This window comes from Azospirillum sp. (genome assembly GCF_050789165.1).
In genome coordinates, this window is sequence record NZ_JBOZRT010000166.1 from 44,885 (window position 1) to 70,790 (window position 25,906).

General features: G+C 70.5%; 22 protein-coding genes. 4 read left to right on the forward strand and 18 right to left on the reverse strand.

Annotation, left to right across the window (positions count from 1 at the left end):
* Positions 1–4 precede the first annotated feature (4 nt).
* The 4 genes from ACRWK7_RS35530 to ACRWK7_RS35545 form a co-directional block, all read right to left on the reverse strand.
* Positions 5–601, reverse strand: coding sequence for a histidine phosphatase family protein (locus ACRWK7_RS35530; protein ID WP_431862633.1), 597 nt, complete (start codon positions 599–601; stop codon positions 5–7).
* Positions 602–613: 12 nt separating this feature from the next.
* Positions 614–1,813, reverse strand: coding sequence for an alpha/beta fold hydrolase (locus tag ACRWK7_RS35535; RefSeq protein ID WP_431862635.1), 1,200 nt, complete (start codon positions 1,811–1,813; stop codon positions 614–616).
* Complete coding sequence (locus ACRWK7_RS35540; RefSeq protein ID WP_431862705.1) at positions 1,810–3,315, reverse strand: MFS transporter; 1,506 nt, start codon at positions 3,313–3,315, stop codon at positions 1,810–1,812. The genes ACRWK7_RS35535 and ACRWK7_RS35540 overlap by 4 nt, the downstream gene beginning before the upstream one ends.
* Positions 3,316–3,868: 553 nt before the next feature.
* Positions 3,869–5,230, reverse strand: a complete 1,362-nt coding sequence (locus ACRWK7_RS35545) for a DUF6880 family protein (RefSeq protein WP_431862636.1) — start codon at positions 5,228–5,230, stop codon at positions 3,869–3,871.
* Positions 5,231–5,465: 235 nt separating this feature from the next.
* On the opposite strand from ACRWK7_RS35545, the gene ACRWK7_RS35550 reads away from it, so the two are divergent.
* Complete coding sequence (locus ACRWK7_RS35550; RefSeq protein ID WP_431862638.1) at positions 5,466–6,344, forward strand: LysR substrate-binding domain-containing protein; 879 nt, start codon at positions 5,466–5,468, stop codon at positions 6,342–6,344.
* 39 nt (positions 6,345–6,383) lie between these two features.
* Here the strand turns inward: ACRWK7_RS35550 and ACRWK7_RS35555 are convergent, their stop codons facing one another.
* The 3 genes from ACRWK7_RS35555 to ACRWK7_RS35565 are packed head-to-tail and all read right to left on the reverse strand — an operon-like array spanning position 6,384 to position 10,129.
* Positions 6,384–7,412, reverse strand: coding sequence for an amidohydrolase family protein (locus ACRWK7_RS35555; protein ID WP_431862640.1), 1,029 nt, complete (start codon positions 7,410–7,412; stop codon positions 6,384–6,386).
* Positions 7,413–7,433: 21 nt separating this feature from the next.
* Positions 7,434–8,729 (reverse strand): gallate dioxygenase, encoded by a 1,296-nt coding sequence (locus tag ACRWK7_RS35560; RefSeq protein ID WP_431862642.1) that lies wholly within the window; start codon positions 8,727–8,729, stop codon positions 7,434–7,436.
* Positions 8,730–8,767: 38 nt separating this feature from the next.
* Complete coding sequence (locus ACRWK7_RS35565) at positions 8,768–10,129, reverse strand: MFS transporter (RefSeq protein ID WP_431862643.1); 1,362 nt, start codon at positions 10,127–10,129, stop codon at positions 8,768–8,770.
* Positions 10,130–10,403: 274 nt separating this feature from the next.
* Here ACRWK7_RS35565 and ACRWK7_RS35570 point away from each other — a divergent pair, with 274 nt between their 5' ends.
* Together ACRWK7_RS35570 and ACRWK7_RS35575 are read left to right on the forward strand one after the other, a co-directional pair.
* Positions 10,404–11,639, forward strand: a complete 1,236-nt coding sequence (locus tag ACRWK7_RS35570) for a LysR family transcriptional regulator (RefSeq protein WP_431862644.1) — start codon at positions 10,404–10,406, stop codon at positions 11,637–11,639.
* Between the two features lie 119 nt (positions 11,640–11,758).
* The gene (locus tag ACRWK7_RS35575) at positions 11,759–13,144 is read left to right on the forward strand and encodes a pyridoxal phosphate-dependent decarboxylase family protein (protein ID WP_431862646.1); all 1,386 of its coding nucleotides are present in this window, start codon (positions 11,759–11,761) and stop codon (positions 13,142–13,144) included.
* A 3-nt stretch (positions 13,145–13,147) separates the two neighbouring features.
* On the opposite strand, the gene ACRWK7_RS35580 is transcribed toward ACRWK7_RS35575, so the two are convergent.
* The 9 genes from ACRWK7_RS35580 to ACRWK7_RS35620 all read right to left on the reverse strand — a co-directional run bounded on the left by ACRWK7_RS35580 (position 13,148) and on the right by ACRWK7_RS35620 (position 22,932).
* Positions 13,148–13,621, reverse strand: a complete 474-nt coding sequence (locus ACRWK7_RS35580; protein ID WP_431862647.1) for a hypothetical protein — start codon at positions 13,619–13,621, stop codon at positions 13,148–13,150.
* Positions 13,622–13,740: 119 nt separating this feature from the next.
* Positions 13,741–14,823: a class II fructose-bisphosphate aldolase gene (fba, locus tag ACRWK7_RS35585; RefSeq protein ID WP_431862649.1), complete on the reverse strand. Its 1,083-nt coding sequence runs from the start codon at positions 14,821–14,823 to the stop codon at positions 13,741–13,743.
* A 15-nt stretch (positions 14,824–14,838) separates the two neighbouring features.
* Positions 14,839–16,875 (reverse strand): transketolase, encoded by a 2,037-nt coding sequence (gene tkt, locus ACRWK7_RS35590; RefSeq protein WP_431862651.1) that lies wholly within the window; start codon positions 16,873–16,875, stop codon positions 14,839–14,841.
* Positions 16,876–16,942: 67 nt separating this feature from the next.
* Positions 16,943–17,818 (reverse strand): phosphoribulokinase, encoded by an 876-nt coding sequence (locus ACRWK7_RS35595; RefSeq protein ID WP_431862653.1) that lies wholly within the window; start codon positions 17,816–17,818, stop codon positions 16,943–16,945.
* A gap of 14 nt (positions 17,819–17,832) precedes the next feature.
* A complete protein-coding gene (locus ACRWK7_RS35600; protein WP_431862655.1) occupies positions 17,833–18,969 on the reverse strand; it encodes a class 1 fructose-bisphosphatase in 1,137 nt (378 codons plus the stop codon).
* A 249-nt stretch (positions 18,970–19,218) separates the two neighbouring features.
* Complete coding sequence (gene cbbX, locus ACRWK7_RS35605; protein ID WP_431862657.1) at positions 19,219–20,103, reverse strand: CbbX protein; 885 nt, start codon at positions 20,101–20,103, stop codon at positions 19,219–19,221.
* A complete protein-coding gene (gene rpe / locus ACRWK7_RS35610) occupies positions 20,100–20,819 on the reverse strand; it encodes a ribulose-phosphate 3-epimerase (RefSeq protein ID WP_431862659.1) in 720 nt (239 codons plus the stop codon). Before rpe ends, cbbX begins: the two co-directional genes overlap by 4 nt.
* Positions 20,809–21,228, reverse strand: coding sequence for a ribulose bisphosphate carboxylase small subunit (locus tag ACRWK7_RS35615; protein ID WP_431862661.1), 420 nt, complete (start codon positions 21,226–21,228; stop codon positions 20,809–20,811). The genes rpe and ACRWK7_RS35615 overlap by 11 nt, the downstream gene beginning before the upstream one ends.
* 240 nt (positions 21,229–21,468) lie before the next feature.
* Positions 21,469–22,932: a form I ribulose bisphosphate carboxylase large subunit gene (locus tag ACRWK7_RS35620; protein ID WP_431862663.1), complete on the reverse strand. Its 1,464-nt coding sequence runs from the start codon at positions 22,930–22,932 to the stop codon at positions 21,469–21,471.
* A 121-nt stretch (positions 22,933–23,053) separates the two neighbouring features.
* Between ACRWK7_RS35620 and ACRWK7_RS35625 the strand changes: the two genes are divergently transcribed.
* A complete protein-coding gene (locus tag ACRWK7_RS35625; RefSeq protein WP_431862665.1) occupies positions 23,054–24,010 on the forward strand; it encodes a LysR family transcriptional regulator in 957 nt (318 codons plus the stop codon).
* Positions 24,011–24,026: 16 nt separating this feature from the next.
* Here the strand turns inward: ACRWK7_RS35625 and ACRWK7_RS35630 are convergent, their stop codons facing one another.
* Positions 24,027–25,388 (reverse strand): hypothetical protein, encoded by a 1,362-nt coding sequence (locus ACRWK7_RS35630; RefSeq protein WP_431862667.1) that lies wholly within the window; start codon positions 25,386–25,388, stop codon positions 24,027–24,029.
* A gap of 171 nt (positions 25,389–25,559) precedes the next feature.
* On the reverse strand, positions 25,560–25,733 hold the full coding sequence (locus ACRWK7_RS35635) for a helix-turn-helix domain-containing protein (protein ID WP_431862669.1): 174 nt from the start codon (positions 25,731–25,733) through the stop codon (positions 25,560–25,562).
* Positions 25,734–25,906: the final 173 nt, after the last annotated feature.

Sequence of the window (25,906 nt, forward strand, 5' to 3'; positions counted from 1 at the left end):
CGTCCTACTCCTCGGTCCTCGTCACGCGCGGGGCGCGCGGTTCCTCTGTTTCACTGATCTCGGCGATCCAGCAGCCCGGCGCCGCCCGCGTGAAGCGAACGACGGCGCAATTGCCCAGCTCGACACCCGGACGCCCGGCCAAGCGGTGCATCAGCACCCGGGCGATCCCCTTGCTGCCCACCAGCAGCGGCCAGTCGTCCAGCACCCGGCCCAGTTCCGCCACGCCGGCCAGCACGCGGGCGGCGAAATCCTCCTCCGCCTCGCCGCCGGGTGGCGTGCGCCCCTCGGCGATCCAGGCGCGGGTCTCGGCGATCGGCAGGCCGTTCCAGGCGCCCAGCGTGCGCTCGCGCAGCCACGCGCGGGTCACCACCGGGACCCTCAACGCCGCGGCGAACGGCGCCGCGGTGGACTTTGTCCGCTGCAGCGGGCCGGCGATCACCAGCCCGCACGGCTGGCCGGTCTGCGCGAAGCGCTCCGCCGCCGCCTCGGCGTCGGCGTGGCCGCGCGCGGTCAGCGGCACGTCGCGGTCGCCGCCGCAGCGCACGCCGAGCAGGTTGTCCGACGTCTGGCCATGGCGCACGAAGTGGAAGCCCTCGCTCATCCCAGCCCTCCCTCAGCGGAACAGCACGCGCTCGGGGCCGGGCGTCCAGCCGACGGTGCTCTCCTTCGGCCAGTCGTCGGGGGTGCGCAGCCAGCCCTTCAGCGCCTCGATGTGCAGCGGATCGCTGAGCGTCGGCGTGTGGCCCACCTGCGGAATGTGCAGGACGCTGACCCGCGGCTTGGCCAGCATCCGCTCGATGGTGGAGTCCAGCAGCGCGTCGGTCATCAGTCCGTGCACCTCCAGCACCGGGCAGTCGATGCGCTGCCAGTCGTCCCACTGGTCGTGGTCGTGCCCGGCCTCGTCGCGGTAGCTCTGCAGCGCCCGGATGTCGTGGCGGTAGACGCGGCCGCCGTTCTCCTCCGACCAGCGGGTCTGGTGGAAGCTGTTGTGCAGCAGCACGGTGTCGTCCACCGGCCCGTCGTTCTTCTGCGAGGCGCCGGTGCGCCGAAACAGCTGCGCCGGCTGGCGGAAGACGTAGTGCCGCGCCACCGACTCCGCGCGGCGCTTGCGCCGCTCCACCGGGATGAACGGGCCGATGTCGTTGAGGATCAGGCGGTCGACCAGGTGCGGCGCCTCGCTGGCCACCCGCATCGCCACGCAGCCGCCGAGCGACGAGCCGATCAACGTCACCCGGCCCAGCCGCTTGTGGCGGATCAGCGCCATCACCTGGGCGACGTTGCTCTCGAAGCTGTAGTCCGACTGCTCGGTCAGCCAGCCGCTGCGCCCGCGCCCGGCCCAGTCCAGGCACAGCACATGGTACTGGTGCGACAGCGCCTTCGCCAGATAGTCGAAGCGCCGCGCCGCGTTGGCGATGCCGCCGAGGCACAGAAGAGTGGGACGCAGCGGGCTGCCCCACTCCGTGTAGGCGAGGCGGACGGTGTAGTCGGCGCGCAGCCGCTCCACCGTGCCGGTCTGCAGCGCGGCGGGGTGCGTGTAGTCGAAGTGGCGCAGCACGTGGCCGCTGCCGATCAGCGGCTCGATGGCGCGCATAACCTTGTCGTAGTCCTTCCAGCCCATCCCCTCGGGCGAGGAGATCCCCAGCGCCCGCAGGATGGCGGCGAGCGCGGCCATCGGCTCGCCGTCGGGCCGGTCGGTGTTGCTCGGCGCGAAGGTCGGCGCCGCGACGGGCGGTGTCCGCTCCGCAACCAGATGGTCGTGCATGGGCGTCATCGCTTCTGTGGTGGGGTGACGGCGGGTGCGGGCGGGAGTCATGGAGCGCCCTCCCCGACGGTCTGCGGGAGCGCGCCGGCCTCCCGCGCGAACACGGCGCAGAACGCCGCCGACGTCAGCAGGCTGAGCGCGCCGAGCGCCCCCAGCGCCGCCACCGCGCCGAACCAATCGGCAAGCGCCGCGGCGATCACCGGGCCGAGCACGGCGCCGCCGCGTTCCAGCAGGCGGTAGATGGCGAAGACGCTGGTGCGGCCGATGCGGGCGCACTCGGCGCGCGCCACCTCGGGCACCAGGGCCAGCTGCGTGGCGTTGTTGAGCGCGTGCGCCAGCCCGAGCGCCGCGACGCCGGCCAGCACCGCCGCCGTTCCGGGGGAGTGCAGCACCGCCAGCGCGCCGACGCCGCCGACCAGCCCGCCGGTCCCGGCGAACAGGGCGTGCCGTCCGCTGCGGTCGGCCGCGCGCGACAGCCAGGGGCCGAGCAGCGCGATGGTCAGCCCGTACGCCATCATGGTGCGGCCGATGGCGGCCGGCGTCTCGCCGAGATCGTGCAGGTGGACCGGCACCAGATAGAACAGCCAGCCGGTCAGCATCACCTTGGTCGGCACCGAGGACAGCAGCAGCAGCGCCAGGAAGCGGCGGTTCGCCAGTACCAGCGCGTAGTCGCGCCACGCCACCGCGCGCTCCGCCCGCTCCGGCGCCTCGGACGGCAGCAGCCCGCGGGCGGCCAGCGCCGAAGCCAGCGCCAGCGCCGCCGACACCCAGAACACCGCGCGCGGGCCGAGATGGTCGGCCAGGATTCCGCCGATGGGCGCGCCGCACAGGCCGGCGACCACCACGGCGACGACGAACTGCGCCATGCCGCGCGCCCGGTCCTGCCGCCGGGTGTGGCGGGCGATGAAGCCCTGCGCACCGATGAACATCACCGCGTAGCCGAGCGCGCAGGCGCTGCGCCAGAGCAGCAGTTCGGGCAGCGTCTGCGCCGCCGCCGTCCCGGCGAACCCCGCCACCGCCGGCAGCGTGCCGAGCAGCAGCGTGCGCCGGCTGCCGAAGCGGTCGGCCCAGGCGCCGGCGAACGGCGTGAACACCGCCACCAGCAGCATGAACAGCGCGATCGGCAGCCCCATGGCCACGGTGTCGGACAGCCCGGGCAGCGGCGTGTACAGCTCGCGCACGTAGAGCGGCAGGAAGGAGCGCGACAGCTCCTCCGCCAGCATGAAGAGGAACAGCGCGGCGCGGATCCCGGCGAGGCTCTCCCCGCCCTCCCCCGCCCCCGTCCCCGACGTGCGGGCGGCAAGCAGCCGCAAGGCCTCGTGCGCCAGCAGCAGCACGACCAGCGCCACCACCGCGGCGTCCGCGGCCAGAACCTGCACCGCCTCGGCCCCCATGGCCGCCAGCGCACCGAGCGTCACCGTCCCCACCGCCGCCCCGGCCAGCGCCATCCCGCGCAAGGGCCCACGGGCAGCCGATTCAAGGAGCGCGGGAGCCCGCCACGCCAGCAGGCCCGCGGCCGTTGCCGTCAGCACCGCCAGCGCAACCAGTTGCACCGCCAACGTCGGATGATCTTTATTAAAAGTCGAGGCAAACTTTGCGTAATCGAGGTAGGCAACCAAGCCAGCCGCACACAACGCCAGAGTCACAACCAAAAAACACGGCAGACTCGTCCAATAAATCCGCATAAACCGGCTCCAGCGACGCACTCCTTGCCCGTCGAGTGCGAGTCACGCTAGGCGGGTAACTCCAAAGATTCGGTAAACCGTTTTCGTTTTCGAACGATAAGCCAAACTCAGCTTCTGCATATCCATGTATGTTGGACGCAGCGCTTCAGCTTTACTTAGACGGATAAATCAATTGCATGGCAACAACGCAGGCCATTCGCGACCCGGGCAATGGACGCACGAGGAATTGGAGAGGGTTGGATCGGGTTTCGGTTCATTCCGAAGCCCCTTCCCCCTGAAGGGAGAGGGGTTTGGGGAGAGGGGGATGACGCCTCGGCAGAGCCGGACAAAGAGTCTCTCCCCGCGCTGCCGCACGGATACCCCCTCTCCCTCGGGGGAGAGGAGCTTCACGACGAAACGGTATGGGCGTCTCCCAGCGCCTTCAGCGCTGCCAGTCCAGCCCGGCCTGCCGCATGCGCTCCCAGAACCCGCGCTTCGGACGGTGACGCGCCGCGAGGTCGCGGCGGTACGCGTCGGCCGACGGATGCCCGCCCCAGTCCAGCACCGCGCCGGACAACCGCTCGGCCGCCTCCAGGTCCATCACCGCGTAGCCATAGGACGCCGCCTGCCCCTGGTCGAGCACGCCCTCGGCCAGCCGGCGGCGCAGCAGCACCGCGGCCAGCGGGTGCGCCCCGGCCAACCGCTCGGCCGCCGGGCGCAGCACGCGGTAGAGCTGCGGGTTGATGTCCTGCACCCGCTCATGCACCAGGATCGCGGCGGCGTCGAGGTCGTGCCGGACCAGCAGGTCCAGCGCGCCGTGCACGTCGACGTGGCCGCGCGCCACGGCGACCGCGTCGGCCAGCGCCGCCGGGCGCTCGGCCGCCGGCAACGCCTCCAGGTACTCCTCCAGCACGGTCGGCGACAGCGTGCGGGCGAACAGCGCCCGGCGCTGCGCCTGCGCCTCCGCCACACGGCCCAGCCGGTGCAGGATGCCGATGCGCAGCCGGTCGAGGTCGCCGCGGCGCCAGTCCGGCGCCTCGGTCCGCTCGGCGCGCTCCAGCGCCTCCTCCAGCCGGCCGGCGGCGACCAGCCGCCCGCAGATGTCGTTGACGGCGACGGCCTCCGTGCCGGCCAGCTCGTGCAGGGCGATGAAGCCGTCGAGGTCGCCGCGCGCGTCGGCGATCTCGATCAGCACGCGGATCAGCTCCGCCTCGCGCCAGCTTCCGGGATCGGCGGCCAGCCCGCCCAGCCGGTGGCGGATCAGCCCCTCCAGAGCGTCCAGGCCGACGGGCCCGAGTGCGTCCCGGAACGCCGGCACCAGGTCGTCGCGCACGCCGTGGTCGTTCTCGGCGAACAGCTCGAACACCCGCTCGGCAACCCGGCGCGGGTCACGGTCGGGCACAGCCGCCCAGGCCCGGCCGCAGTCGGCAACGGCGAGCCGGAAGACGTCGCCGATCAGCCCGTCGGCGTCGTCGCAGCGCCCGAACACCCCGGCGTCCAGGCGCAGGAAGCGCTCCAGCAGCTCCGCCGCCAACTGCGGCGCGCGCGGAGCCAAGTCGGCGGCGATGGCGGCGCGCAGCCGGTCCAGCCTCGCGGCGATCCCACCGCTCCCGGTGGCGTCGCAGTCGCTGCGATCGGCGTCGATGGCCTGGATGTCCGCCGCCAGCGCCTCGGCCAGCCGGTCGGCTGGGCCGGCGGCCAGCAGCGCCATGCCCAGGTCGGCGGCCAGGGCCGCGTCGCGTCCGGCGTGCCGCACCAGCAGCCCGGCCAGACGGTGCGCTCCCAACGCCGCCACGGATTCCACGGAAAGCTCGCCCCCGTTCCTCACGCCCACGACGCCCTCCCCCTGCACATCACGGCCACGCTACCGGCATATGCCGGTATTGCACGCGATGTTTTAGCGGACTGGAGAAAAAATATCCATGGCTTGCAATGATAAGAAATTCTCACAACCCGAACGCGGAGGCGGGCCGCTCGCTTGGCGGGCGATCACGTGCGGCGTACCATAGGCTCCGCCCATTCCACCGCCGGCTCCATCAATGAGATCGATAAACACCGCCCATCTTCGCGCCTTTCATGCCGTCGCCACCGAGGGCAGCTTCACCAAAGCCGCGCGCCTGCTTCACGTCACCCAGCCGACGCTGTCGCAGGAAGTGAAGGCGCTGGAGGACGCCCACGGCGTGCTGCTGTTCGACCGCAGCCGGCGCGGCGTGGCGCTGACCGAGGTCGGGCACGCACTGTTCGCCGTCACCCGACGCCTGTTCGCCGCCGAGCAGGAGGCGCTGGAACTGCTGGCCGGGGTCCGCCATCTGGAGGGCGGCTCGCTGGCGGTGGGCGCCGACGGGCCGTTCCACGCGGTGCCGCTGCTGGCCGCCTTCGCCAAGCGGCATCCGGGGCCGACGGTGACGCTGTCGGTCGGCAACTCGCAGGTCCTGTTGCAGGGGCTGCTGGACACGAAGATCGACGTGGCGGTGCTGGGCGGCGTGCCGGACGACCCGCGCCTTACCGTCGTGCCGTTCCGCCGCGACCCGGTGAAGGCCCTGCTGCCGCGCGGCCACCCGCTGGCGGAGCAGCGCGCGGTGACGCTGCAGGAGATGGCGGCGGAGCGCCTGGTGATGCGCGAGCCCGGCTCGATGACCCGCACGCTGGTCGAGCAGGCCTTCGCCGACGCCGGGCTGGCCCCGGCCTCGACGCTGGAGATCGAGAGCCGCGAGGCGGTGGTGGAGGCGGTGGCGGCCGGCCTCGGCCTCGGCTTCATCTCGGCGGCCGAGTTCACCCCCGACCCGCGCCTCGTCCTGCTGCCGCTGGACGGGGTGCGGGTGGAGATGGAGGAGTCGGTGGTCTGCCTGCGCGAACGGCGCCGGCTGGCCGTGGTGCGGGCCTTCCTGGAGGTGGCGCGGGAGCTGGCGGCGGAATGAGAAAGCCCCTCTCCCCTCGCGGGAGAGGGGCTTTGCGCCCTACTTCCCCCGCGCCTTGAGCGCCTGGTCGAGCCGCGGGTAGACCCGCCGCGCGTTGCCCTCATAGATCTTGAAGCGGTCCTCGTCGCTCAGGAATGGCGCCGCCTCGATGTAGCGCTTGGTGTCGTCGTAGTAGTGCCCGGTCTCCGGGTCGATGCCGCGCACCGCGCCGATCATCTCCGACGCGAACAGGATGTTGTCGACCGGGATGACCTTGGTCAGCAGGTCGATGCCCGGCTGGTGGTAGACGCAGGTGTCGAAGAAGATGTTGTTCAGCAGGTGCTCGTTCAGCGTCGGCTTCTTCATCTCCTGCGCCAGCCCGCGGAACCGGCCCCAATGGTAGGGCACCGCCCCGCCGCCGTGCGGGATGATGAACTTCAGGGTCGGGAAGTCCTTGAACAGGTCGGAGGTCAGGCACTGCATGAACGCCGTGGTGTCGGCGTTCAGATAATGCGCCCCCGTGGTGTGGAAGCAGGCGTTGCACGAGGTGGAGACGTGGACCATCGCCGGCAGGTCGTATTCCACCATGGCCTCGTAGATCGGGTACCAGTGGCGGTCGGAGAGCGGCGGCGACGTCCAGTGCCCGCCCGACGGGTCGGGGTTCAGGTTGATGGCGACGAAGCCGTACTCCTTCACGCACTTCTCGATCTCGGGCAGGCAGGTCTTCGGATCGACGCCCGGCGACTGCGGCAGCATCGCCGCGCCGATGAAGTTGTCGGGGAAGAGCTGCGAGACGCGGAAGCACAGCTCGTTGCAGATGGCGGCCCAGGTGGACGAGGTCTGGAAGTCGCCGATGTGGTGCGCCATGAAGCTCGCCCGCGGCGAGAACACCGTCAGGTCCGACCCGCGCTCGCGCATCTTGGCCAGCTGGTTGACCTCGATGCTCTCCATCAGCTCGGCGTCGCTGATCGTCAGCTCCGACGCCTTCGGCGCCTGCGAGGGGTCGGTGAGGCCGGCGATCTGCCGCTGGCGCCACGCCTCCAGAGCCTTGGGTGCGGTGGTGTAGTGACCGTGGATGTCGATGATCATGGCGTCTGCCCCCCTTCGTCGTTACTTGCTCTTGTCCCAGGCGATGGCGCCCAGGCCCTGCTTGCCCGCCACCGAATAGAGGGCGTTGGGCGCGTTGCGGGTGGCCTGGAACTCCTCCAGCGTCTGGCCGCGCATGGCGGCGTAGATGTGAAGATTGGACACGCCGACCACCGCGCCCAGCTTCTCCAGCATGAAGAAGATGACGCCGTAGCGGATCAGCGCGTCCCAGTCGCGCCGGCGCACCATGTCCTTCTCCTCCTCGGTGAGGCCGGCGGCGGCGAAGGCGGCCTCCGGCTCCTCCAGGAAGCGGCGGCGGTGCTCCGGGTCGATCAGGCGGTGCAGGAACTTGTTCAGGCGGTACGCCTTGACGCTGACCGCGTGGGTGAAGGGGTGGATGCCGTCGATCGTCTCGGCGCCGGCCAGCTGGCGGCCGATGTGCGCGCGCTGCTCCGCCCCCTTGTCCACCGGCAGCGGCCGGTCCTGGTTCTCGTACACCGCCACGGCGATGCCGGTCATGGACGGCAGGTAGTAGGATTCGTGCAGCTTCTTCACGTTGGCCGACAAGGCGCCGCGCATGATCAGCCACATGATGACCTCCGCCCCCTCGACGCCGCCCAGCGCCGCGTAGTCGGCGATGGTCAGGCGGGTCAGCGCCTCCGGGTCGTTCTCGAACAGATCGAGGAAGTCCTTGTCCCACTGGGTGTTGTTGAAGCCGGCGCGGGCGCCGCTCACCTGGTGCGACAGGCCGCCGGTGGCGACGATGGCGACCGAGATGTCCTCGGGGTAGCTCTCGATGGCGGTGCGCAGCGCCTGCCCCAGCTTCCAGCAACGCTTGGCCGAGGGTATCGGGAACTGCAGCACGCCCACCGCCAGCGGCACGATGGGCACCGGCCACGCCGTCCCGTCGTGGTCGCACAGCATCGACAGCGGCGACAGGCTGCCGTGGTCGAGTTGCTTGTCCTGGAAGAAGGACATGTCGAACTCGTCGGCCATCAGCGAGGCGCCGATGTGCTGCGCCAGCGCCGCGTGGCCCTTGACCGCCGGCAGGTCGCGCGGGCCGCCGCCCTCGTCGGCGACGCCGTACTCCCCGTCGATGCCCAGCGTGAAGGCCGAGTAGTGGTCAAAGAAGAACGACGTCACGTGGTCGTTGAAGATCATGAACAGGGCGTCCGGCTTCTTCTCCTGCAGCCAGCGCCGCGCCGGCTCGAAGCCTTCGAAGATCGGCGCCCAGACGGGGTCCTTGCGCTTGTCCGCGTCCACGGCGAAGCCGATGGTCGGGGTGTGCGAACAGGCGATGCCGCCGATGATCCGTGCCATGACGTGTTCCCTTCTTTTCTTCGTTCGGTGTGTTCAGATCACTCGGCCGCCGCCGGCTGCTCGTCGAGCTGGCGGTTGGCCTGCGCGCGCCGCGACGGACCGTCGAAGGACAGCGAGGCCGCCGCGATCACCGCCGGCACCGCCAGCGCCGCGAAGATGCCCTCGAAGCCCCAGCCGAAGCCCAGCAGCACGCCGCCGATGGACGAGCCGAGGATGCTGCCCATCCGTCCCACGCCCAGCATCCAGCTCACCCCGGTGGCGCGCGCCTGCGTCGGGTAGCAGCCCGGGGCGTATGCGTTCAGGCCGGTCTGCGCGCCGCTCATGCAGAAGCCCACCACGCCGACCACCACGGCCAGCCAGGCCGACTGCAGCCCGCCGAGGCCCAACGCCACCAACGCCACGGCGCCGAGCACGTACGTCACGCTGATCGAGCGCACGGCGCCGAAGCGGTCCATGGCCATGCCGACCAGGATGGCGCCCGCGGTGCCGCCCAGCTGGAACATCGCCGTCACGTTGGCCGCGCGGTCGAGCGACATGCCCGCGTCCTTCATCATGGTCGGCAGCCAGCTGGTGGCCAGGTAGATGACCACCAGGCCCATGAAGTAGGTGACCCACAGCGTGATGGTGCGCAGCGCATAGGCGCCGGTGAACAGCACGGCGATCGGCTGCTTGGCGGCCACCGCGTCCTCGCGCAGGGTGAAGCGGGTGAAGCCCGTCAGGTCGGCGCCGGAGATGCGGGCCAGCACGGCGCCGATCTTCTCCTGCGCGACATCGCGCACCACCATGAAGCGCGCCGATTCCGGCAGCGCCAGCAGCAGCAACGGGAACAGCGCCAGCGGCACCGCCGCGCCGAAGAACAGCACCGATTGCCAGCCGTGCACCGGCAGCAGGTAGGCGGCGATGAAGCCGATGGCGGCCGAGCCGACGTTGAACCCGGTGAACATGGCGGCCAGCAGGAACGACTTGGAGCGCTCCGGCACATACTCCGACAGCAGCGTCGTGGCGTTCGGCATCGCCGCGCCCAGGCCGAGGCCGGTCAGGAAGCGCAGCAGCGCCATTTCCGTGGGGTTGCGGGCGAAGGCGGTCAGCAGCGTGAAGACGCCGAAGCTCAGCACCGACAGCAGCAGCACCTTGCGGCGCCCGAACCAGTCCGACGAGGACCCGGCGAAGATCGCGCCGACCGCCAGCCCGATGGGCGCCGCCCCCATGACCACGCCGAAGGCGGCGCGCGAGATCTCCCAGTCGCCGATGATCGCTGGCGCCACGAAGCCCATGATGGCCACGTCCATGCCGTCGGTCAGCACGATCAGGAAGCACAGGGCCGTCAGCAGCCACTGCCGCGCGGACATGCCGCGCCCGTTGATGAAGGAGCGTATTTCGAGGGTGACGGTGGCACTCATCGTTTCCTCCGGGACCTGCTGGTGCAATTTATTCTTCACGCGCGGCCGGTTCGGGTGTTCGCCCCGCTGTTCATTGACCGGCGCGATTGTTCGAAGCGCTGAGCGCCACTATAGCGTCCCCCGTCGCCCGCGCCGTTGCCACCCCCTGATGGAGCGTCCCAATTTTGTGATGCCCGCCGCTTCGATTCCGGTCATGCTGCGGAAAGCCCGCCATCCGGACACGTTGCGGCGTTGCCCTTTCGTGGCCCTGCCTGTGCATTTTGTGATGGGATGAATGAGCGAGTTCGCGCCGTCGTCGGAGAGGATCGAGACCAGCCTGCGCCACATCCGCGACTTCCTGTCGGTGGCGGAGACCGGCTCCATCGCCCGCTCGTCGGAGGAGATCTTCAAGGCCTCCTCCGCCATCGCCCGCGCCATCGCCGAGCTGGAGCGCAGCCTCGGCGTCGCCCTGTTCGAGCGCAAGCCGCGCGGCATGCTGCTCAACGCCTACGGCGAGGCGGTGCGCGGCCGCGCGCTGCGCATCACCCAGGAGGTCGCCGGCACCCTCGACGAGGTCGCCCGCACCGGCAAGCGGGCGCAAGCGGTCGAGCGCAACGCGGTCACCAGCCTGCTGCTCAACGGCCGGGCGCTGCTGCTGCTGATCGGCGTGTCGGAGCTGCGCACGCTGTCCGCCGCGGCCGCCCGCCTCGGCCTGTCGCAGGCCGGCGCCAGCATGTCGCTGGCCCGCGTCGAGGAGGCGCTGGGGCAGCCGCTGTTCCAGCGCATGATGCGCGGGATGGTGCCCACCGATGTCGGCGCCCGCATCGTGTCGAGCGGCAAGCGCATCGTCGCCGAGTTGCGCCACATGCAGTCCGACGTCGCCGCCATCGCCGGCACCACGCAGGGCAGCGTCACCATCGGCGCGCTGCCGCTGGGCCGCACCTACGTGCTGCCGACCGCCATCGCCGCCGCCCTGCAGCGCCACCCCAACATCCGCGTCACCACGGTGGAGAGCCCATACGAGGTGCTGGTCGCCGGCCTGCGCGACGGCGACGTGGACTTCATCGTCGGCGCGCTGCGCGCCGACGTGAAGAGCGCCGGGCTGATCAGCGAAAGCCTGTTCGAGGACCGCCTGGGCATCGTGGTGCGCGCCGGCCATCCGCTGCTGACCGCGCCGGTGACGCTGAAGGACCTGCTGGCGCAGCGCTGGATCCTGCCGCGCCCCGGCGCCCCGGGCCGCCACCTGATCGACCAGTCGTTCCGCGAACTCGCCGTCGAGCCGCCGGTGCCCTCAGTGGAGACCGGCGACCTCGCGGTGCTGCGCGGCCTGCTGCGCAGCAGCGACATGCTGACGGCGATCTCGCCGCACCAGCTGCACTACGAGATCGCCGCCGGCGACCTCGTGGAGATGCGGGTCGCGCTGGGCTGGACGGTGCGCCGGATCGGCATCACGCTGCGCGAAGGCGCGCTGCTCTCCCCCGCCGCGCTGGCCGTGCTGGACGAGATCCGCGCCGCCTCGCGGCGGCTGTGAGATCCTCTTTGGCCGTCATCCCCACGAAGGCGCTACGGTAAGCACTGGATGCCTGTTCGCTTCGCACAAATACTTCGTGGGGATGACGGCCAAAAAGGGACAACCACGGGAGGATCACGATGGGGCTGGAGCCCGAGCACGAGTCCGCATGGCGCCAGGCCGCCGAGGCCGCCATCGCCTACCGCCGGGGCATCGACGCGCGCGTCCAGCGCCCGGAGGCGGTCTACCGCGAGGCTCTGGAGGCCTTCGACGCGCCGCTCGCCGACGCCGGCCAACCGCCCGACGCCGTCGTCCGCGACCTGATCGCGCGCTCCGGCCCAGGCCTGAGCGGCACCACCGGTCCGAGATTCTTCGGCTGGGTCATCGGCGCCTCGCACCCCGTGGGCGTCGCCGCCGACTGGTTGACCGCGGCCTGGGGGCAGAACGCCGGCAACCACGTCGCCGCTCCCGCCGCCGCCGCGGCCGAGACCGTGGCCGCGCGCTGGCTGCTCGACCTGCTGGGGTTGCCCGCCCAGGCGTCGGTCGGGTTCGTCACCGGCGCCACCATGGCGAACGTCGTCGGGCTCGCCGCGGCGCGCGGGGAGGTGCTGCGCCGCGCCGGCTGGGACGTCGAGGCCGACGGGCTGTTCGGCGCCCCGCCCATCTCCGTGCTGATCGGCGAAGACGCCCACGCCACCGTCTTCTCGGCGCTGCAGTTCCTCGGCCTCGGGCACAATCGGGTGATACGCGTTCCGACCACGGAACAGGGCGCCATGGACGCGGACGCGTTCGAGGCGGCGCTCGCCGCCTGCACCGGGCCAAGCATCGTCATCACCCAGGCCGGCCAGATCAACACCGGCGCCTTCGACCCGCACGACCGCATCGTGCCGCTGGCCCGCGCGCGCGGCGCCTGGGTGCACGTGGACGGGGCCTTCGGCCTGTGGGCGCGGGCCTGCCCGGCGCGGGCGCACCTGGGCGCCGGGATCGAGGCGGCGGATTCCTGGGCGACGGACGGCCACAAGTGGCTGCAGACGCCGTACGACTGCGGCTACGCCATCGTGCGCGACGCCGAAGCGCACCGCCGCGCGATGACCATCGCCGCAAGCTACCTGCCGCCGGTCGCCGAGGGCGAGCGCGACCCGTCACATTATGTCCCGGAACTGTCGCGCCGAGCGCGCGGCTTCGCGACCTGGGCGATGATCCGCCACCTCGGCCGGCAGGGCGTCGCAGACATGGTGGAGCGGCACTGCCGGCTCGCCCGCCGCATGGCCGCGGCGCTGGCCGACGACCCGCGCATCGCGGTGCTGAACGACGTGGTGCTGAATCAGGTGGTCGTCCGCTTCGGGGACGACGACGAGTTCACCCTGCGGGTGATCCGGAGAGTCCAGGAGGACGGCACCTGTTTCGCCGGCGGAGCGAACTGGCGCGGGCGCTGGGTGATGCGGCTGTCGGTCATTGGCGCGACGACGGAGGCCGACGCCGACCTCTCGGTTGCGGCGATCCGGCGGACGCTGGACGCGGCGTGACGGTTACGGCCCGCCCTCGGCGGCCCAGGGATCCGGCGCGGCGTCGATCACCGGGCGGGCGATGCCGCCGAGCGACAGCGCATGAAGCGAGTTGGACGGGTAGGCGCAGGTCGCCGCCGGCACGGCGTCGGCACGGAAGGCATGGGCGCGCGGAGCAGCGCGCGACACGCTGGTCGCGGCGGTGCCGTAGCGACGGAGGCTGCGGCCGGGGACACTCTCCTCCACCCACAGCCACAGCACCTCGGAGCGGCCGCGCCCCTCGTCCACCAGAGTGGACAGCGCGGTGCGGCACTCGTCGGCGCTCAGGTTGTGCAGGCCGCGGTCGACGATCTGGTCGGCGGCGAAGTGCGTCCGGTCCTCGGCGGTGGGGCCGTGGATCGCGACATAGACCGACGCGATGATCCCCGCGGCGCTCAGGCACGTCAGGAAGGCCAGCTCACGCCAGGAGGCGCTCCAGGGTTGCACGGCGTGACGCATGGGACCCTCGCATTGCTTCCGCCAGCCATGATACGGCCAAGCGCATATTACCAATGGCAATGTATCGGATCCGTAAGGGCGTCACATTGATGCAGCGCAAACTTAAAGGCACCTCCTTTTCATTCCGCCGCAGCGCGCAGGCGCAGGCCCGGCGACAATTCGCCGCAGGCGTAGCGTTGCGCCATGGCGTCCAGCGGCAGCGGCTTGAGCGACGCGGCCTTGCCGGCAGCGCCGAAGGCGGCGAAGCGCTCCTCGCACATGGCCTGCATGGCGTCCATGGCCGGCTTCAGGCACTTGCGCGGGTCGAACTCCGCCGGGTTCCGTGACAAAACGCGGCGGAACTGCCCGGTCATGGCGAGGCGCGCGTCGGTGTCGATGTTCACCTTGCGCACGCCGTGCCGGATGCCCACCACGATCTCCTCGATGGGCACGCCCCAGGTCTGCGGAATGGCGCCGCCGTGTTCGTTGATGATGTCCTGGAGGTCCTGCGGCACGGTGGAGGCGCCGTGCATCACGAGGTGCGTGCCGGGCAGCCGGGCGTGGATCGCCTTGACCACGTCCATGGCGAGGATGTCGCCCTCCGGCTTGCGGCTGAACTTGTAGGCCCCGTGCGAGGTGCCGATGGCGACGGCCAGCGCGTCCACCCCGGTCTGCGCCACGAAGTCCGCCGCCTGGTCGGGGTCGGTGAGCAGCGCATCCCGCGACAGCGTGCCGGTGTGGCCGTGCCCGTCCTCCTCCTCCCCCCGGCCGGTCTCCAGCGAGCCAAGACAGCCCAGTTCGCCCTCCACCGAGACGCCGGCCATGTGCGCCAGGGCGGCGACGCGGCCGGTGACCTCGACGTTGTAGGCGTAGCTGGCCGGCGTCTTGCCGTCCGGCTCCAGCGAGCCGTCCATCATCACCGAGGTGAAGCCGTTGACGATGGCCGACACGCAGGTCTCCGGCCGGTCGCCGTGGTCGAGGTGCAGGCACACCGGGATGCCGGGGTGCGTCTCCACCGCCGCCAGCACGAGGTGCCGCAGCACCGCGTCGCCGGCGTAGGAGCAGGCGCCGCGGCTGGCCTGCAGGATCACCGGCGCGTTGGTGCGCTCGGCGGCGTTCATCACCGCGAGCATCTGCTCCATGTTGTTGATGTTGAAGGCGGGCACGCCGTAGCCGTGCTCGGCGGCGTGGTCGAGGAGTTGGCGAAGCGCGATCAGAGCCATTGCTTTTCCTCCCGGTTATACGCGGCACAGCCGCTGTGCCTGCTGCGCCACCGCCTCGGCGGTGATGCCGAATTGCTTGTAGAGGTCGCCCGCCGGCGCGGATTCGCCGTAGCGGTCGAGCCCGACCACCGCGCCGGTCAACCCGACATAGGCCCGCCACAGGCCGGTCGCCCCGGCCTCCACCGCCACGCGCGGCACGCCCGGCGGCAGCACCGCGTGCCGCCACGCCGGGTCCTGGCGTTCGAACGCCTCGCAGCAGGGCATGGAGACGACGCGGGCGGCGATGCCGCGTTCGGCGAGCAGCCCCCGCGCCGCCATGGCAACGGCGACCTCCGATCCGGTGGCGATCAGCACCACGTCCGGCGCACCCCCGGCGTCGGCCAGCGCGTAGCCGCCGCGCGCGGCCCTCGTGGCGCGGTCGTCGCCCGGCTGCGCCGGCAGGCTCTGGCGGGACAGCAGAAGCGCGCTCGGGCCGGTCGCGCGCTCCACCGCGGAACGCCACGCGACGGCGGTTTCCAGCGCGTCGCAGGGGCGCCAGACGTCGAGGTTCGGCATCAGGCGCAGGCTGGCGGCGTGCTCGACCGGCTGGTGGGTGGGGCCGTCCTCGCCCAGGCCGATGCTGTCATGGGTGAACACGTAGACCACGCGCAGCCCCATCAGCGCCGACAGACGGATGCCGTTGCGGGCGTAGTCGGAGAACACCAGGAAGGTGCCGCCGAAGGGAAGCAGGCCGCCGTGCAGCGCCACGCCGTTCATCACCGCGGCCATGCCGAACTCCCGCACGCCGTAGTGCAGGTAGTTGCCGCCGCTGCCCGGCCCCACCTCCATGCAGCCCCGCCAGTCCGTCAGGTTGGAGCCGGTGAGGTCGGCCGAGCCGCCCAGCAGCTCGGGCAGCAGCGCCGCCAGGCGCTGGATCGCCTGCTGCGACGCCTTGCGGGTGGCAATGGCGCCGGACTGCTCCACAACCTCGGCGATCCAGGCGTCGGCCGCGTCGGCGAAGCCCGCCGGCAGGCCGCCCCGCATGCGCCGGGTGAACTCCGCCGCCAGCTCGGGGAAAGCCTGGGCGTAGCGCTCGAAGCGGGCCTCCCACCCGGAGCGCAGCGCAGCGCCGCGCTCGCGCGCGTCCCAGGCGGCGCGCACGTCCCCGGGCACCTCGAAGGGTGGCGCGTCCCAGCCGAGCGCCGCCTTGGTCGCCGCCGCCTCGGCGGCTCCGAGCGGGGCGCCGTGCACGTCGTGGGTGCCGGCCTTGCCCGGCGAGCCGTAACCGATCTCCGTCCGGCAGCAGACCAGCGTCGGCTTGCCGCAGGGTGTCAGCGCCTCGGCCATGGCGGCGTCGATGGCGTCGGCGTCGTGGCCGTCGACGGCGCGGATCACCCGCCAGCCGTACGCCTCGAAGCGCGCCGGGGTGTCGTCGGCGAACCAGCCGGCGACGGAGCCGTCGATGGAGATGCCGTTGTCGTCGTAGAAGACCACCAGCTTCTCCAGCCCCAGCGTGCCGGCCAGCGAGCACGCCTCGTGGCTGATCCCCTCCATCAGGCAGCCGTCGCCGACGAAGCAGAAGGTGCGGTGGTCGACGATGACGTGCCCCGGCCAGTTGAACGCCGCGGCCAGCAGCCGTTCGGCCAGCGCCATGCCGACCGCGTTGGCGATGCCCTGCCCCAGCGGCCCGGTGGTCGTCTCCACCCCCGGCGTGACGCCGTGTTCGGGGTGCCCCGGCGTGCGCGAGCCGAACTGGCGGAAACGCCGCAGTTCCTCCGCCGGAAGATCGTAGCCGGTGAGGTGCAGCAGGCCGTACAGCAGCATGGAGCCATGCCCGTTCGACAGCACGAAGCGGTCGCGGTCGGGCCAGTGCGGGTCGGCCGGGTCGTGGCGCAGGTGATGGCGCCACAGCGCCTCGGCGATGTCGGCCATGCCCATGGGCATGCCTGGGTGGCCGGAGTTCGCGGCCTCCACCGCGTCGATGGCCAGAGCGCGCAACGCGTCGGCGCAGCGGCGGCGCCCGGGGCGCAAGGCAAGGCGGTCCTGTTCGCGGACCAGAGCGGTCGCGGTCATGGGCGGGGTCCCCTTCCCAAGGGTTGGTCTTAGCCCCTCCCCCTCAAGGGGGGAGGGGCTTGATGGCTCAGAACGCCTTCTTCTTGCGGTCCATCAGCTGCCAGATCATCGGCGTGAAGATCAGCTGCATGGCCAGCGCCATCTTGCCGCCGGGACAGACGATGGTGTTGGCCCGCGACATGAAGCTGTCCTTCAGCATGGACAGCAGGTAGGGGAAGTCGATCCCCTTGGGGTTGGCGAAGCGGATCACCAGCATGCTCTCGTCCGGCGTCGGGATGTCGCGGGCGATGAAGGGATTGGAGGTGTCCACCGTCGGCACGCGCTGGAAGTTGACGTGCGTCCGGCTGAACTGCGGGCAGATGTAGTTCACGTAGTCGGGCATCCGCCGCAGGATGGTGTCGACGATGGCCTCCTCGGAATAGCCGCGCAGCGTGCGGTCGCGGTCGATCTTCTGGATCCATTCCAGGTTCACCGCCGGCACCACGCCGATCTTCAGGTCGCCGTGGCGGGAGACGTCCAGCTCCTCCGTCCGCACGCAGCCGTGCAGGCCCTCGTAGAACAGCAGGTCGGTGCCCGGCTCGATGTCCTCCCACGGGGTGAAGGTGCCGGGCTCCTGGCCGGTGGGGGCGGCCTCCGCCGCGTCGTGCAGGTACTTGCGCACGCGGCCGGTGCCGGTCTCACCGTACTGGTGGAACAGGGTGTCCAGCTCCTCGAACAGGTTGGCCGCCGGGCCGAAGTGGCTGAAGGTGCTGTTCGGCGTCTCGCCGGCCTCGCGGACCTTGGCGCGCATCTCCACGCGGTCGTAGCGGTGGAAGCTGTCGCCCTCGACGATGGCGGCGGCGATGCTCTCGCGGCGAAAGATCTGCTGAAAGGTGCGGGTGACAGTGGTCGTCCCGGCCCCGGAGGAGCCGGTGACCACGATAATCGGATGCTTGGCCGACATGGGTGTGGTCCTCCTCAGGCGTGGGGCGTGGTGCCGGTGTCGAGGAAAATCGAGCGCGTGCCGAACAGCGGCGCGTGGAACGCCGCGTCCTCGCCGCGGTCGTGCGCCGCGTGGTAGGCGACGATGCGTTCCACCTCCGCCTTGGAGCCGAGGATCACCGGCACCTTCTGGTGCAGGTCGGTCGGCTGGACGTCCAGGATGCGCTCGCGCCCGGTGCTGGCGACGCCGCCGGCCTGCTCGACCAGCATGCCGATGGGGTTGGCCTCGTAGAGCAGGCGCAGCCGCCCCGGCTTGTGCGAGGGGCGGACGTCGCGCGGGTAGAGGAAGACGCCGCCGCGCGTCAGGATGCGGTAGGCCTCGGTGACGAAGCAGGCGTTCCAGCGCATGTTGAAGTCCTGCCCGCGCGGGCCGGTGCGGCCCCGCGTGCACTCCTCGACGTAGCGGCGCACCGGCGGCTCCCAGAACCGCTCGTTGGAGGCGTTGATGGCGAACTCGCACGCCGCCTCGGGGATGCGCATGTCGGGGTGGGTCAGCGTGTAGGCGCCGATCTCCCGGTCCATGGTGAAGCCGTGCACGCCCGCGCCGAAACTGGCGACCAGCATGTCGGCCGGCCCGTACAGCGAGAAGCCCGCGGCCACCTGCTGGGTGCCGGGTTGCAGGAAGTCGGCGACCGTCGGCTCCTCCACCCCCTCCGGCGCCCGCAGGATGGAGAAGATGGTGCCGACGGTCAGGTTGACCTCCAGGTTGGAGGAGCCGTCCAGCGGGTCGAACAGCAGCAGGTAGCGGCCGCGCGGGTATTCGGCCGGGATGGCGTAGGGCTCGTCCATCTCCTCCGACGCCATGCCGCAGAGCTGGCCGCCGTACTCGCAGGTGCGCAGCATGATCTCGTTGGCGATGAGGTCGAGCGGCTTCTGCACCTCGCCATGGACGTTGGTGGAGGGAGGGGTGGGCGAGCCGGACGGGGGAGCGTCCGGCTCGCCGCACAGCGGGTTCGCGACGGGGTGCAGCGTGCCCCGCGCGACCGCCGTGCCGATGTACTTGCACGCGGTCTGGACGTCGTTGAGCAGAGCCGTCAGGTTGGTGTCGCCTCCACCGCGGCGGCGCTGGTCGTCGATGATGAACTTGCTGAACGTGGTGCGGCGGTATGGCATGACGTTCCCCCGTTGTTGTCGTGGCCTTGGGCTCTGGCTGACTTTTTTTGTTCGATCCTAGTGCGCTTTACCGACTGACCTGAATGGTACTTTTGTCAGGCGAATGGTTCTCTAAGTATCCAATCCCCTCTCTGGGCCGTCATCCCCGCGAAGGCGGGGATCCATACGTTCCAAAGCAGCATGCCTTGCCAGTTATGGATCCCCGCCTTCGCGGGGATGACGGCCAGGAGGGTGCTTGTGTGGTAAGCATCACACCGCAAAGACACGGCTGGCGCGGATGTCCTCCTCGGCGAGGGTCAGCAGGGCGTCGGCATCGACGGCGCGGGCGCGCGCCTCGAACAGGCGGTTGGCTTGGCGCAGCCGGGCGCGGTCGAGCGCGTTGCGGATCGAGCGCGCGTTGGCGAAGCGCGGCTGCGCCATGCGCCGGCCGATGTACTCGCCCATGGCGCGCTCGGCGTCGGGCGCGAAGCGGTAGTGCATCCGCTCCACCATCAGCCGGGCGATCTCCAGCAGCTCGTCGGACTCGTAGTCCGGGAAGTCCACGTGGTGGGCGATGCGCGAGGCCATGCCGGGGTTCGACTTGAAGAAGGTGTCCATGCGGTCCTTGTAGCCGGCGAGGATCACCACGAGGTCGTCGCGGTTGTCCTCCATCACCTGCAGCAGGATCTCGATGGCCTCCTGGCCGTAGTCGCGCTCGTTCTCCGGGCGGTAGAGGTAGTAGGCCTCGTCGATGAACAGCACGCCGCCCATGGCGCGCTTCAGCACGTCCTTGGTCTTCGGCGCGGTGTGGCCGATGTACTGGCCGACGAGGTCGTCGCGGGTGACGCTGACCACGTGGTCGCGGCGGATGTAGCCGAGGCTGTGCAGGATCCCGGCCATGCGCAGCGCCACCGTGGTCTTGCCGGTGCCGGGGTTGCCGGTGAAGCACATGTGCAGCGAGGGCGGCTCCGCCTCCAGGCCCAGCGAGCGGCGCGCCTTCTCCACCAGCAGCAGCGCCGCCACCTCGCGGATGCGGGTCTTCACCGGGGTGAGGCCGACCAGCTCGCGGTCCATCCCGGCCAGCATGGCGCCGATGCCGGACTCGCGGTACAGCGCGTCGAGGTCGATCGAGGCCGGTTTGTCCATCACGGTCATGCCGCCCTCCCCTCGATACCAGCGTCGGCCAGGGCCGCCCGCATGCGGCCGACCACGCCGCGGTAGCCGCCGTCGGCGTCCGCCGCCCCGAAGATGGCGGAGCCGGCGACGAAGGTGTCGGCGCCGGCGTCGGCGACCGCGCGGATGTTGGCCGGCTTGATGCCGCCGTCCACCTCCAGCCAGATGGTCCGGCCGGTTTCCGCGGCGTGGCGGTCGATGCGGCGGCGGATCGCGGCGATCTTGTCGAGCGCCGCAGGGATGAAGGACTGGCCGCCGAAGCCCGGGTTCACCGACATCACCAGGATCAGGTCCAGGGGGTCCATGACGTGGTCCAGGTGGTGCAGCGGCGTCGCCGGGTTGAGCGCCAGACCGGCGCGGCAGCCGTGCTCGCGGATCAGCGAGAGCGTGCGGTCGACGTGCTCCGACGCTTCCGGATGAAAGCTGATGAGGTCGGCGCCGGCCTTGGCGAACAGCGGCACCAGTGCGTCCACCGGCTTGACCATCAGATGCACGTCGATGGGCGCGGTGGTGCGCGGCCGGATCGCCTCGCACACCATGGGGCCGATGGTCAGGTTGGGGACGTAGTGGTTGTCCATCACGTCGAAGTGGATGAGGTCGCAGCCGGCCGCGACCACCCGCTCCACCTCCTCCCCCAGCCGCGCGAAATCGGCCGAGAGGATGGAGGGGGCGAGCCGGTATCGGGGCTCACGCTCCATGGCGCGCCTCCGGCCGCGCGGTGGCGTGGCTGCGGACCGTGTAGTCGACGCGCCGGCCCGGCCCTTCGGCGCGCACCAGCTCGAAGCCGGGCTCGTCGGCCGGGCGGTTGACGAGGTAGGACATGCGCACCGTCTCGAACCCCTCCGAGCTGTCGAAGGCGAGCACCTTGACGTACTGGTCGGGGTTGGCCTTGCGGCAGGCGTCGATCTCCATCATCACGCCCTTGGCGTCGCGCAGGTCGAACATGGGGTTGCCCCACATGGTCCAATAGGTGTTGCGCGGGTGCGGGTCGCGGGTGAACTCGACGGCCACCGCCCAGCCCTGGTCGAGGGCGTACTGCACCTGCATGGTGATCTCCCCGTCCGTCAGGTCCGGCAGGAAGGAGAACTGGCCCTGGGTCAAACGCATGGTTGAGGATCCTTATCTTTGCCGCTGGCCGCTCGTCACGCTCCCGTTCCCCTCTCCCGTCGTCTCTTTCGTCCCGTCATCCCCGCGAAGGCGGGGATCCATAACTCCCATGGCATGCTGTCTCGGACATTATGGATCCCCGCCTTCGCGGGGATGACGGCCAAGAGAGTGCCGGGTGTGACGGCCAGAGAAGTGACGAAATGGCGACCAAGAGAGCGCGGGTATGACGGCCGAATGCGTCTAAGCCGCGGTCGGCGTGGCCACGAAGTCCACGCTGTCGGTGGAGGCGTAGTTGAAGGTGACGTCCTTCCAGGTGTCGAGCGCGGCGCGCAGCGGCTGGCACCAGCGGGCGGCGTCGCGCAGGATCTCCGGCCCCTCGTTCCAGATGTCGCGGCCCTCGTTGCGCGCCTTGACCATGACCTCCAGCGCCACGCGGTTGGCGGTGGCGCCCGCCTGGATGCCGTCGGGGTGGCCGATGGTGCCGCCGCCGAACTGCAGCACCACGTCCTCGCCGAGATAGGTCAGCAGCTGGTGCATCTGCCCGGCGTGGATGCCGCCGGACGCCACCGGCATCACCTTCTTCAGGCCGGCCCAGGGCTGGTCGAAGAAGATGCCGTGCTGGAGGTTCTGCGGCACGTGCGTCTCGCGGCAGGTGTCGTAAATGCCGCGGATGACGTTGGGGTCGCCCTCCAGCTTCCCCACCACGGTGCCGGCGTGGATGTGGTCCACCCCGGCCATGCGCATCCACTTGGCGATCACCCGGAACGACACGCCGTGGCTCTTCTGCCGGGTGTAGGTGGAGTGGCCGGCACGGTGCAGGTGCAGGATCATGTCGTTGCGCCGCGCCCATTTCGCCATGGACTGGATGGCGGTGTAGCCGATCACCAGGTCGATCATGATGATGACGCTGCCCAGCTCCTTGGCGAACTCGGCGCGCTCGTACATGTCCTCCATGGTGGCGGCGGTGACGTTCAGGTAGGTGCCCTTGATCTCGCCGGTCTCCGCCGTGGCGCGGTTGACGCCCTCCATGCAGTAGAGGAAGCGGTCGCGCCAGTGCATGAAGGGCTGCGAGTTGATGTTCTCGTCGTCCTTGGTGAAGTCCAGGCCGCCCTTCAGCGCTTCGTAGACCACGCGGCCATAGTTGCGGCCGGACAGACCCAGCTTCGGCTTCATGGTGGCGCCGAGCAGCGGGCGGCCGAAGTTGTTCAGGCGCTCGCGTTCCACCACGATTCCGGTGGCCGGGCCCTGGAAGGTCTTCAGGTAGGCGACGGGGATCCGCATGTCCTCCAGCCGCAGCGCCTTCAGCGGCTTGAAACCGAAGACGTTGCCGATGATGGAGGCGGTGAGGTTGGCGATCGAGCCCTCCTCGAACAGGTCCAGCTCGTAGGCGATGTAGGCGAACCACTGGCCCGGCGTGCCCGGCACCGGATCGACGCGGTAGGCCTTGGCCCGATACTTCTCGCAGTTGGTCAGGCGGTCGGTCCACACCACCGTCCAGGTGGCGGTGGAGCTTTCGCCGGCCACCGCGGCGGCGGCCTCCTCCGGCTCGACGCCGTCCTGCGGCGTGATGCGGAACAGCGCGAGCACGTCGGTGTCCTTCGGCTCGTAGTCCGGCTCCCAGTAGCCCATCTGCCGGTACTTCAGCACGCCGGCGGCGTAGCGGGCCTTCAGGTCGATCGTCGGCTTCCCCGCGATATGGTTCATCTCGTCCCCTCCCGGAGCAGGTCGCTTTGTGTCCGGAAGAAACGCTAGCCGATTGCTTCATCGAGGAATATTCAAATACACTGGTCATTATGACGAGGGATTCCTCAATAAAGCCGCCGCCATGACCATCCAGCACGCCACGCTGCGCCAGCTGCAGATCTTCGCCGCCGCCGCGCGCACCCTGTCCTTCGCCCGGGTGGCCGAGCAGTTCGGCCTGACCCCCGGCGCGGTTTCCTTTCAGATCAAGCAGGTGGAGGGCCATTGCGGCTTCCCGTTGTTCGAGCGGGTGGGCCGGCGCGTGGTGCTGACCGAGGCCGGGCACGACCTGCTGGAGCATGCCGCGCTCATCCTCCAGGCGCTGGAGGACGCCGACCGGAGGATGCAGGCGCTGAAGGACGTCACCGGCGGAAACGTCGCCATCGGCCTTGTGAGTACCGCCAAATACATCGCCCCGCACATCGTCTCGCGCTTCCAGGCGGAGCGCCCCGGCGTCTCCATCCACCTGCAGGACGGCAACCGGCGCGAGGTGAACGAGGCGGTGGCGCGGGGCGAGGTCGACCTCGCCATCATGGGCCACCCCCTGGACGAGACGCAGGTGGTGGCGCAGGCATTCGCCCGGCACCCCAGCGTCCTGGTCTGCAACCCGGCGCACCCGCTGGCCGGTCAACACGGGCTGCGGCTCTCCGACCTCGCCGGCTGCAGCTTCATCGCTCGCGAGGAGGGGGCGGGCACCCGCGCGCTGACCGACCGCTTCTTCCAGGCCGGCGGCTTCACGCCGCGGGTGGTGATGACCTCCAGCAGCAACGAGACCATCAAGCAGGCGGTGATGGCCGGCATCGGCGTCGCGCTGATCTCGCGCCACACCATCGGGCTGGAGCTGGCGCTCGGCCTGCTGCGGGAACTGGATGTGGAAGGGCTGCCGCTGATGCGCTCCTGGTACGTCGCGCACCGGCGCAGCCTGCCGCTGCTGCCGGTGCACGCGCAGCTCTGGCGCTACGTGGCGGAGCGCGGGCAAGGCATCATCGACGCCATCGAGGCCCGCTACCGCGCGCTGGGGGAGCCCGGCCGCTCCCCATGACGGGCCGCGCCGGCGCTCAACACCCGAGCAGCGTGGACCACGGATCAAGGCCCGCAGCGGCGGCGCCCACAGACACCTTGTACACTTCCATGCCGTGCTGCCGTTCGTCGGCGACGAAGTACAAGTCGCCGCGATGCTCGAAGAATCCGTGGGGTCCGGAGCCGCCCATGGAGGGATGACCGCTCACCGGGTCGGGGTTGATGTCGGCGACGAGGTGGACCTCCCCATCCGCGTCGAGCCGGTAGAGTTCGCGGCCGTGCTCGGGCTCGTCGGCGGCGAAGAACAGGCTGCCCCGGTATTCGGTGAAGTTGTTGGGGTTGGAGTTGACCGCCCCCGGCGCGATGTCGGCGACCAGCGACACCGTGCCGTCCCGCGACAGCTTGTAGAGTTCGGTCCGGTGTTCCGGATCGTCGGCGCTGAAATAGAGTTCGCCCCGGTACTCCGTAAAGTCGGACGGGTTCGATCCCCGCGCCCCCGGCCAGATGTCGGCGACGAGCGACACCGTGCCGTCGCGACCGAGCTTGTACAGTTCGCCGCCATACCCGGGCGTCTCGGCCCGGAAGTAGAGATCGCCCCGGTACTCCACCAGGTCGGACATGAAGGTGCTCGCACTGCCGGGATTGAGGTCGGCGACCAGGGACACCGTCCCATCGCGGGACATCCGGCGCAGTTCGCGCCCGTGTTCCGGGTCGGCCGCCGTGAAGTACAGGGCGCCGTCGTGCACGGTGTAGCCGTAGGGGATCGACGACTCGCCGCCCGGCCAGAGGTCGGCGACCAGGGAAACCGCGCCGTCCCGTCCGAGCTTGAACAGTTCCGCGCCGTGCGCCGCGTCGCCCGCGCTGAAGTACATCTCGCCCCGGAACTCGGTGAAGTACGTGGGGCTCGAGCCCGCCGGGCCCGGATTGATATCCGCGACCAGGGAGACGGTGCCGTCCCGGCTCACCCGGTAGAGTTCGTTGCCGTGTTCGGGATCGGCGGCGTCGAAGTACAGCGCCCCGCGGTACTCGAAGAAGGGCTCCGGCTGCGAACCCGGATTGGACCCGCCGCTGCCCGGCGTGATGTCGGCGACCAGGGAAACGGCGCCGTTCCGGTCGAGCCTGTACAACTCGCGCCCATGCTCCGACTCCTCGGCGCTGAAGTAGAGGGCGCCGCCGAAGGGCGTCAGGCTGTCGGGGTGGGAGGACGCGCTTCCTCCGGCGATGTCGGTGACACGGACGGCGGTGCCGTCCCGCCCGATCCGGTACAGCTCGCGCCCGTGCTCCGGCTCCTCGGCGATGAAGTACAGGTCGCCGGCGAACTCGGTGAAGCCGGTCGGGAACGACCATCCCGCCCCCGGGGCGATGTCGGTGACCCTGGTGACCGTGAAGGCGTCGCGCATGCCCGTGCCCTCCCATCAGGATTCCGGGGCGGGCCGCGATGACGAACTCCTGATTTCACAGGCGCGCCCCTTGCTCCATCTCCATCGCACAACCCGGATGGAGCGTGTGATGGCTCGGACGTACAGATATCCGGTTGCACCCGCCATGAGACGCACGCGTGTGGCAGGCACTCATCCGACGGAGGGAGGCGGCGCACGAAGGATGCCGAGCTTGGCTTCGAGCTGGCGGATGGTGTGGTTCAAGGCCGATTGCGAGCCCCCGACCTTGGCCGCGGCCCTGGTGAAGCGGCGCTCCCGGCCAACCGTCGGGAACGCGAGCAGATTCTTGACGTTCTCACGCGGCATTCATGACGCTTCTTCATGCTGAAGCACCGATTCTGGCGCCCGACCGAAGGTGAATACTGCGGACAGGATCGTTCAACCGGCGATCACCTCGGGTGCGGTCGTTGCGGGAACCCTGTTCGACAGGAGCGGTTACCAAGCCACCGTCAGTGTCAGCGCGGGTCCTGGTCGTGATC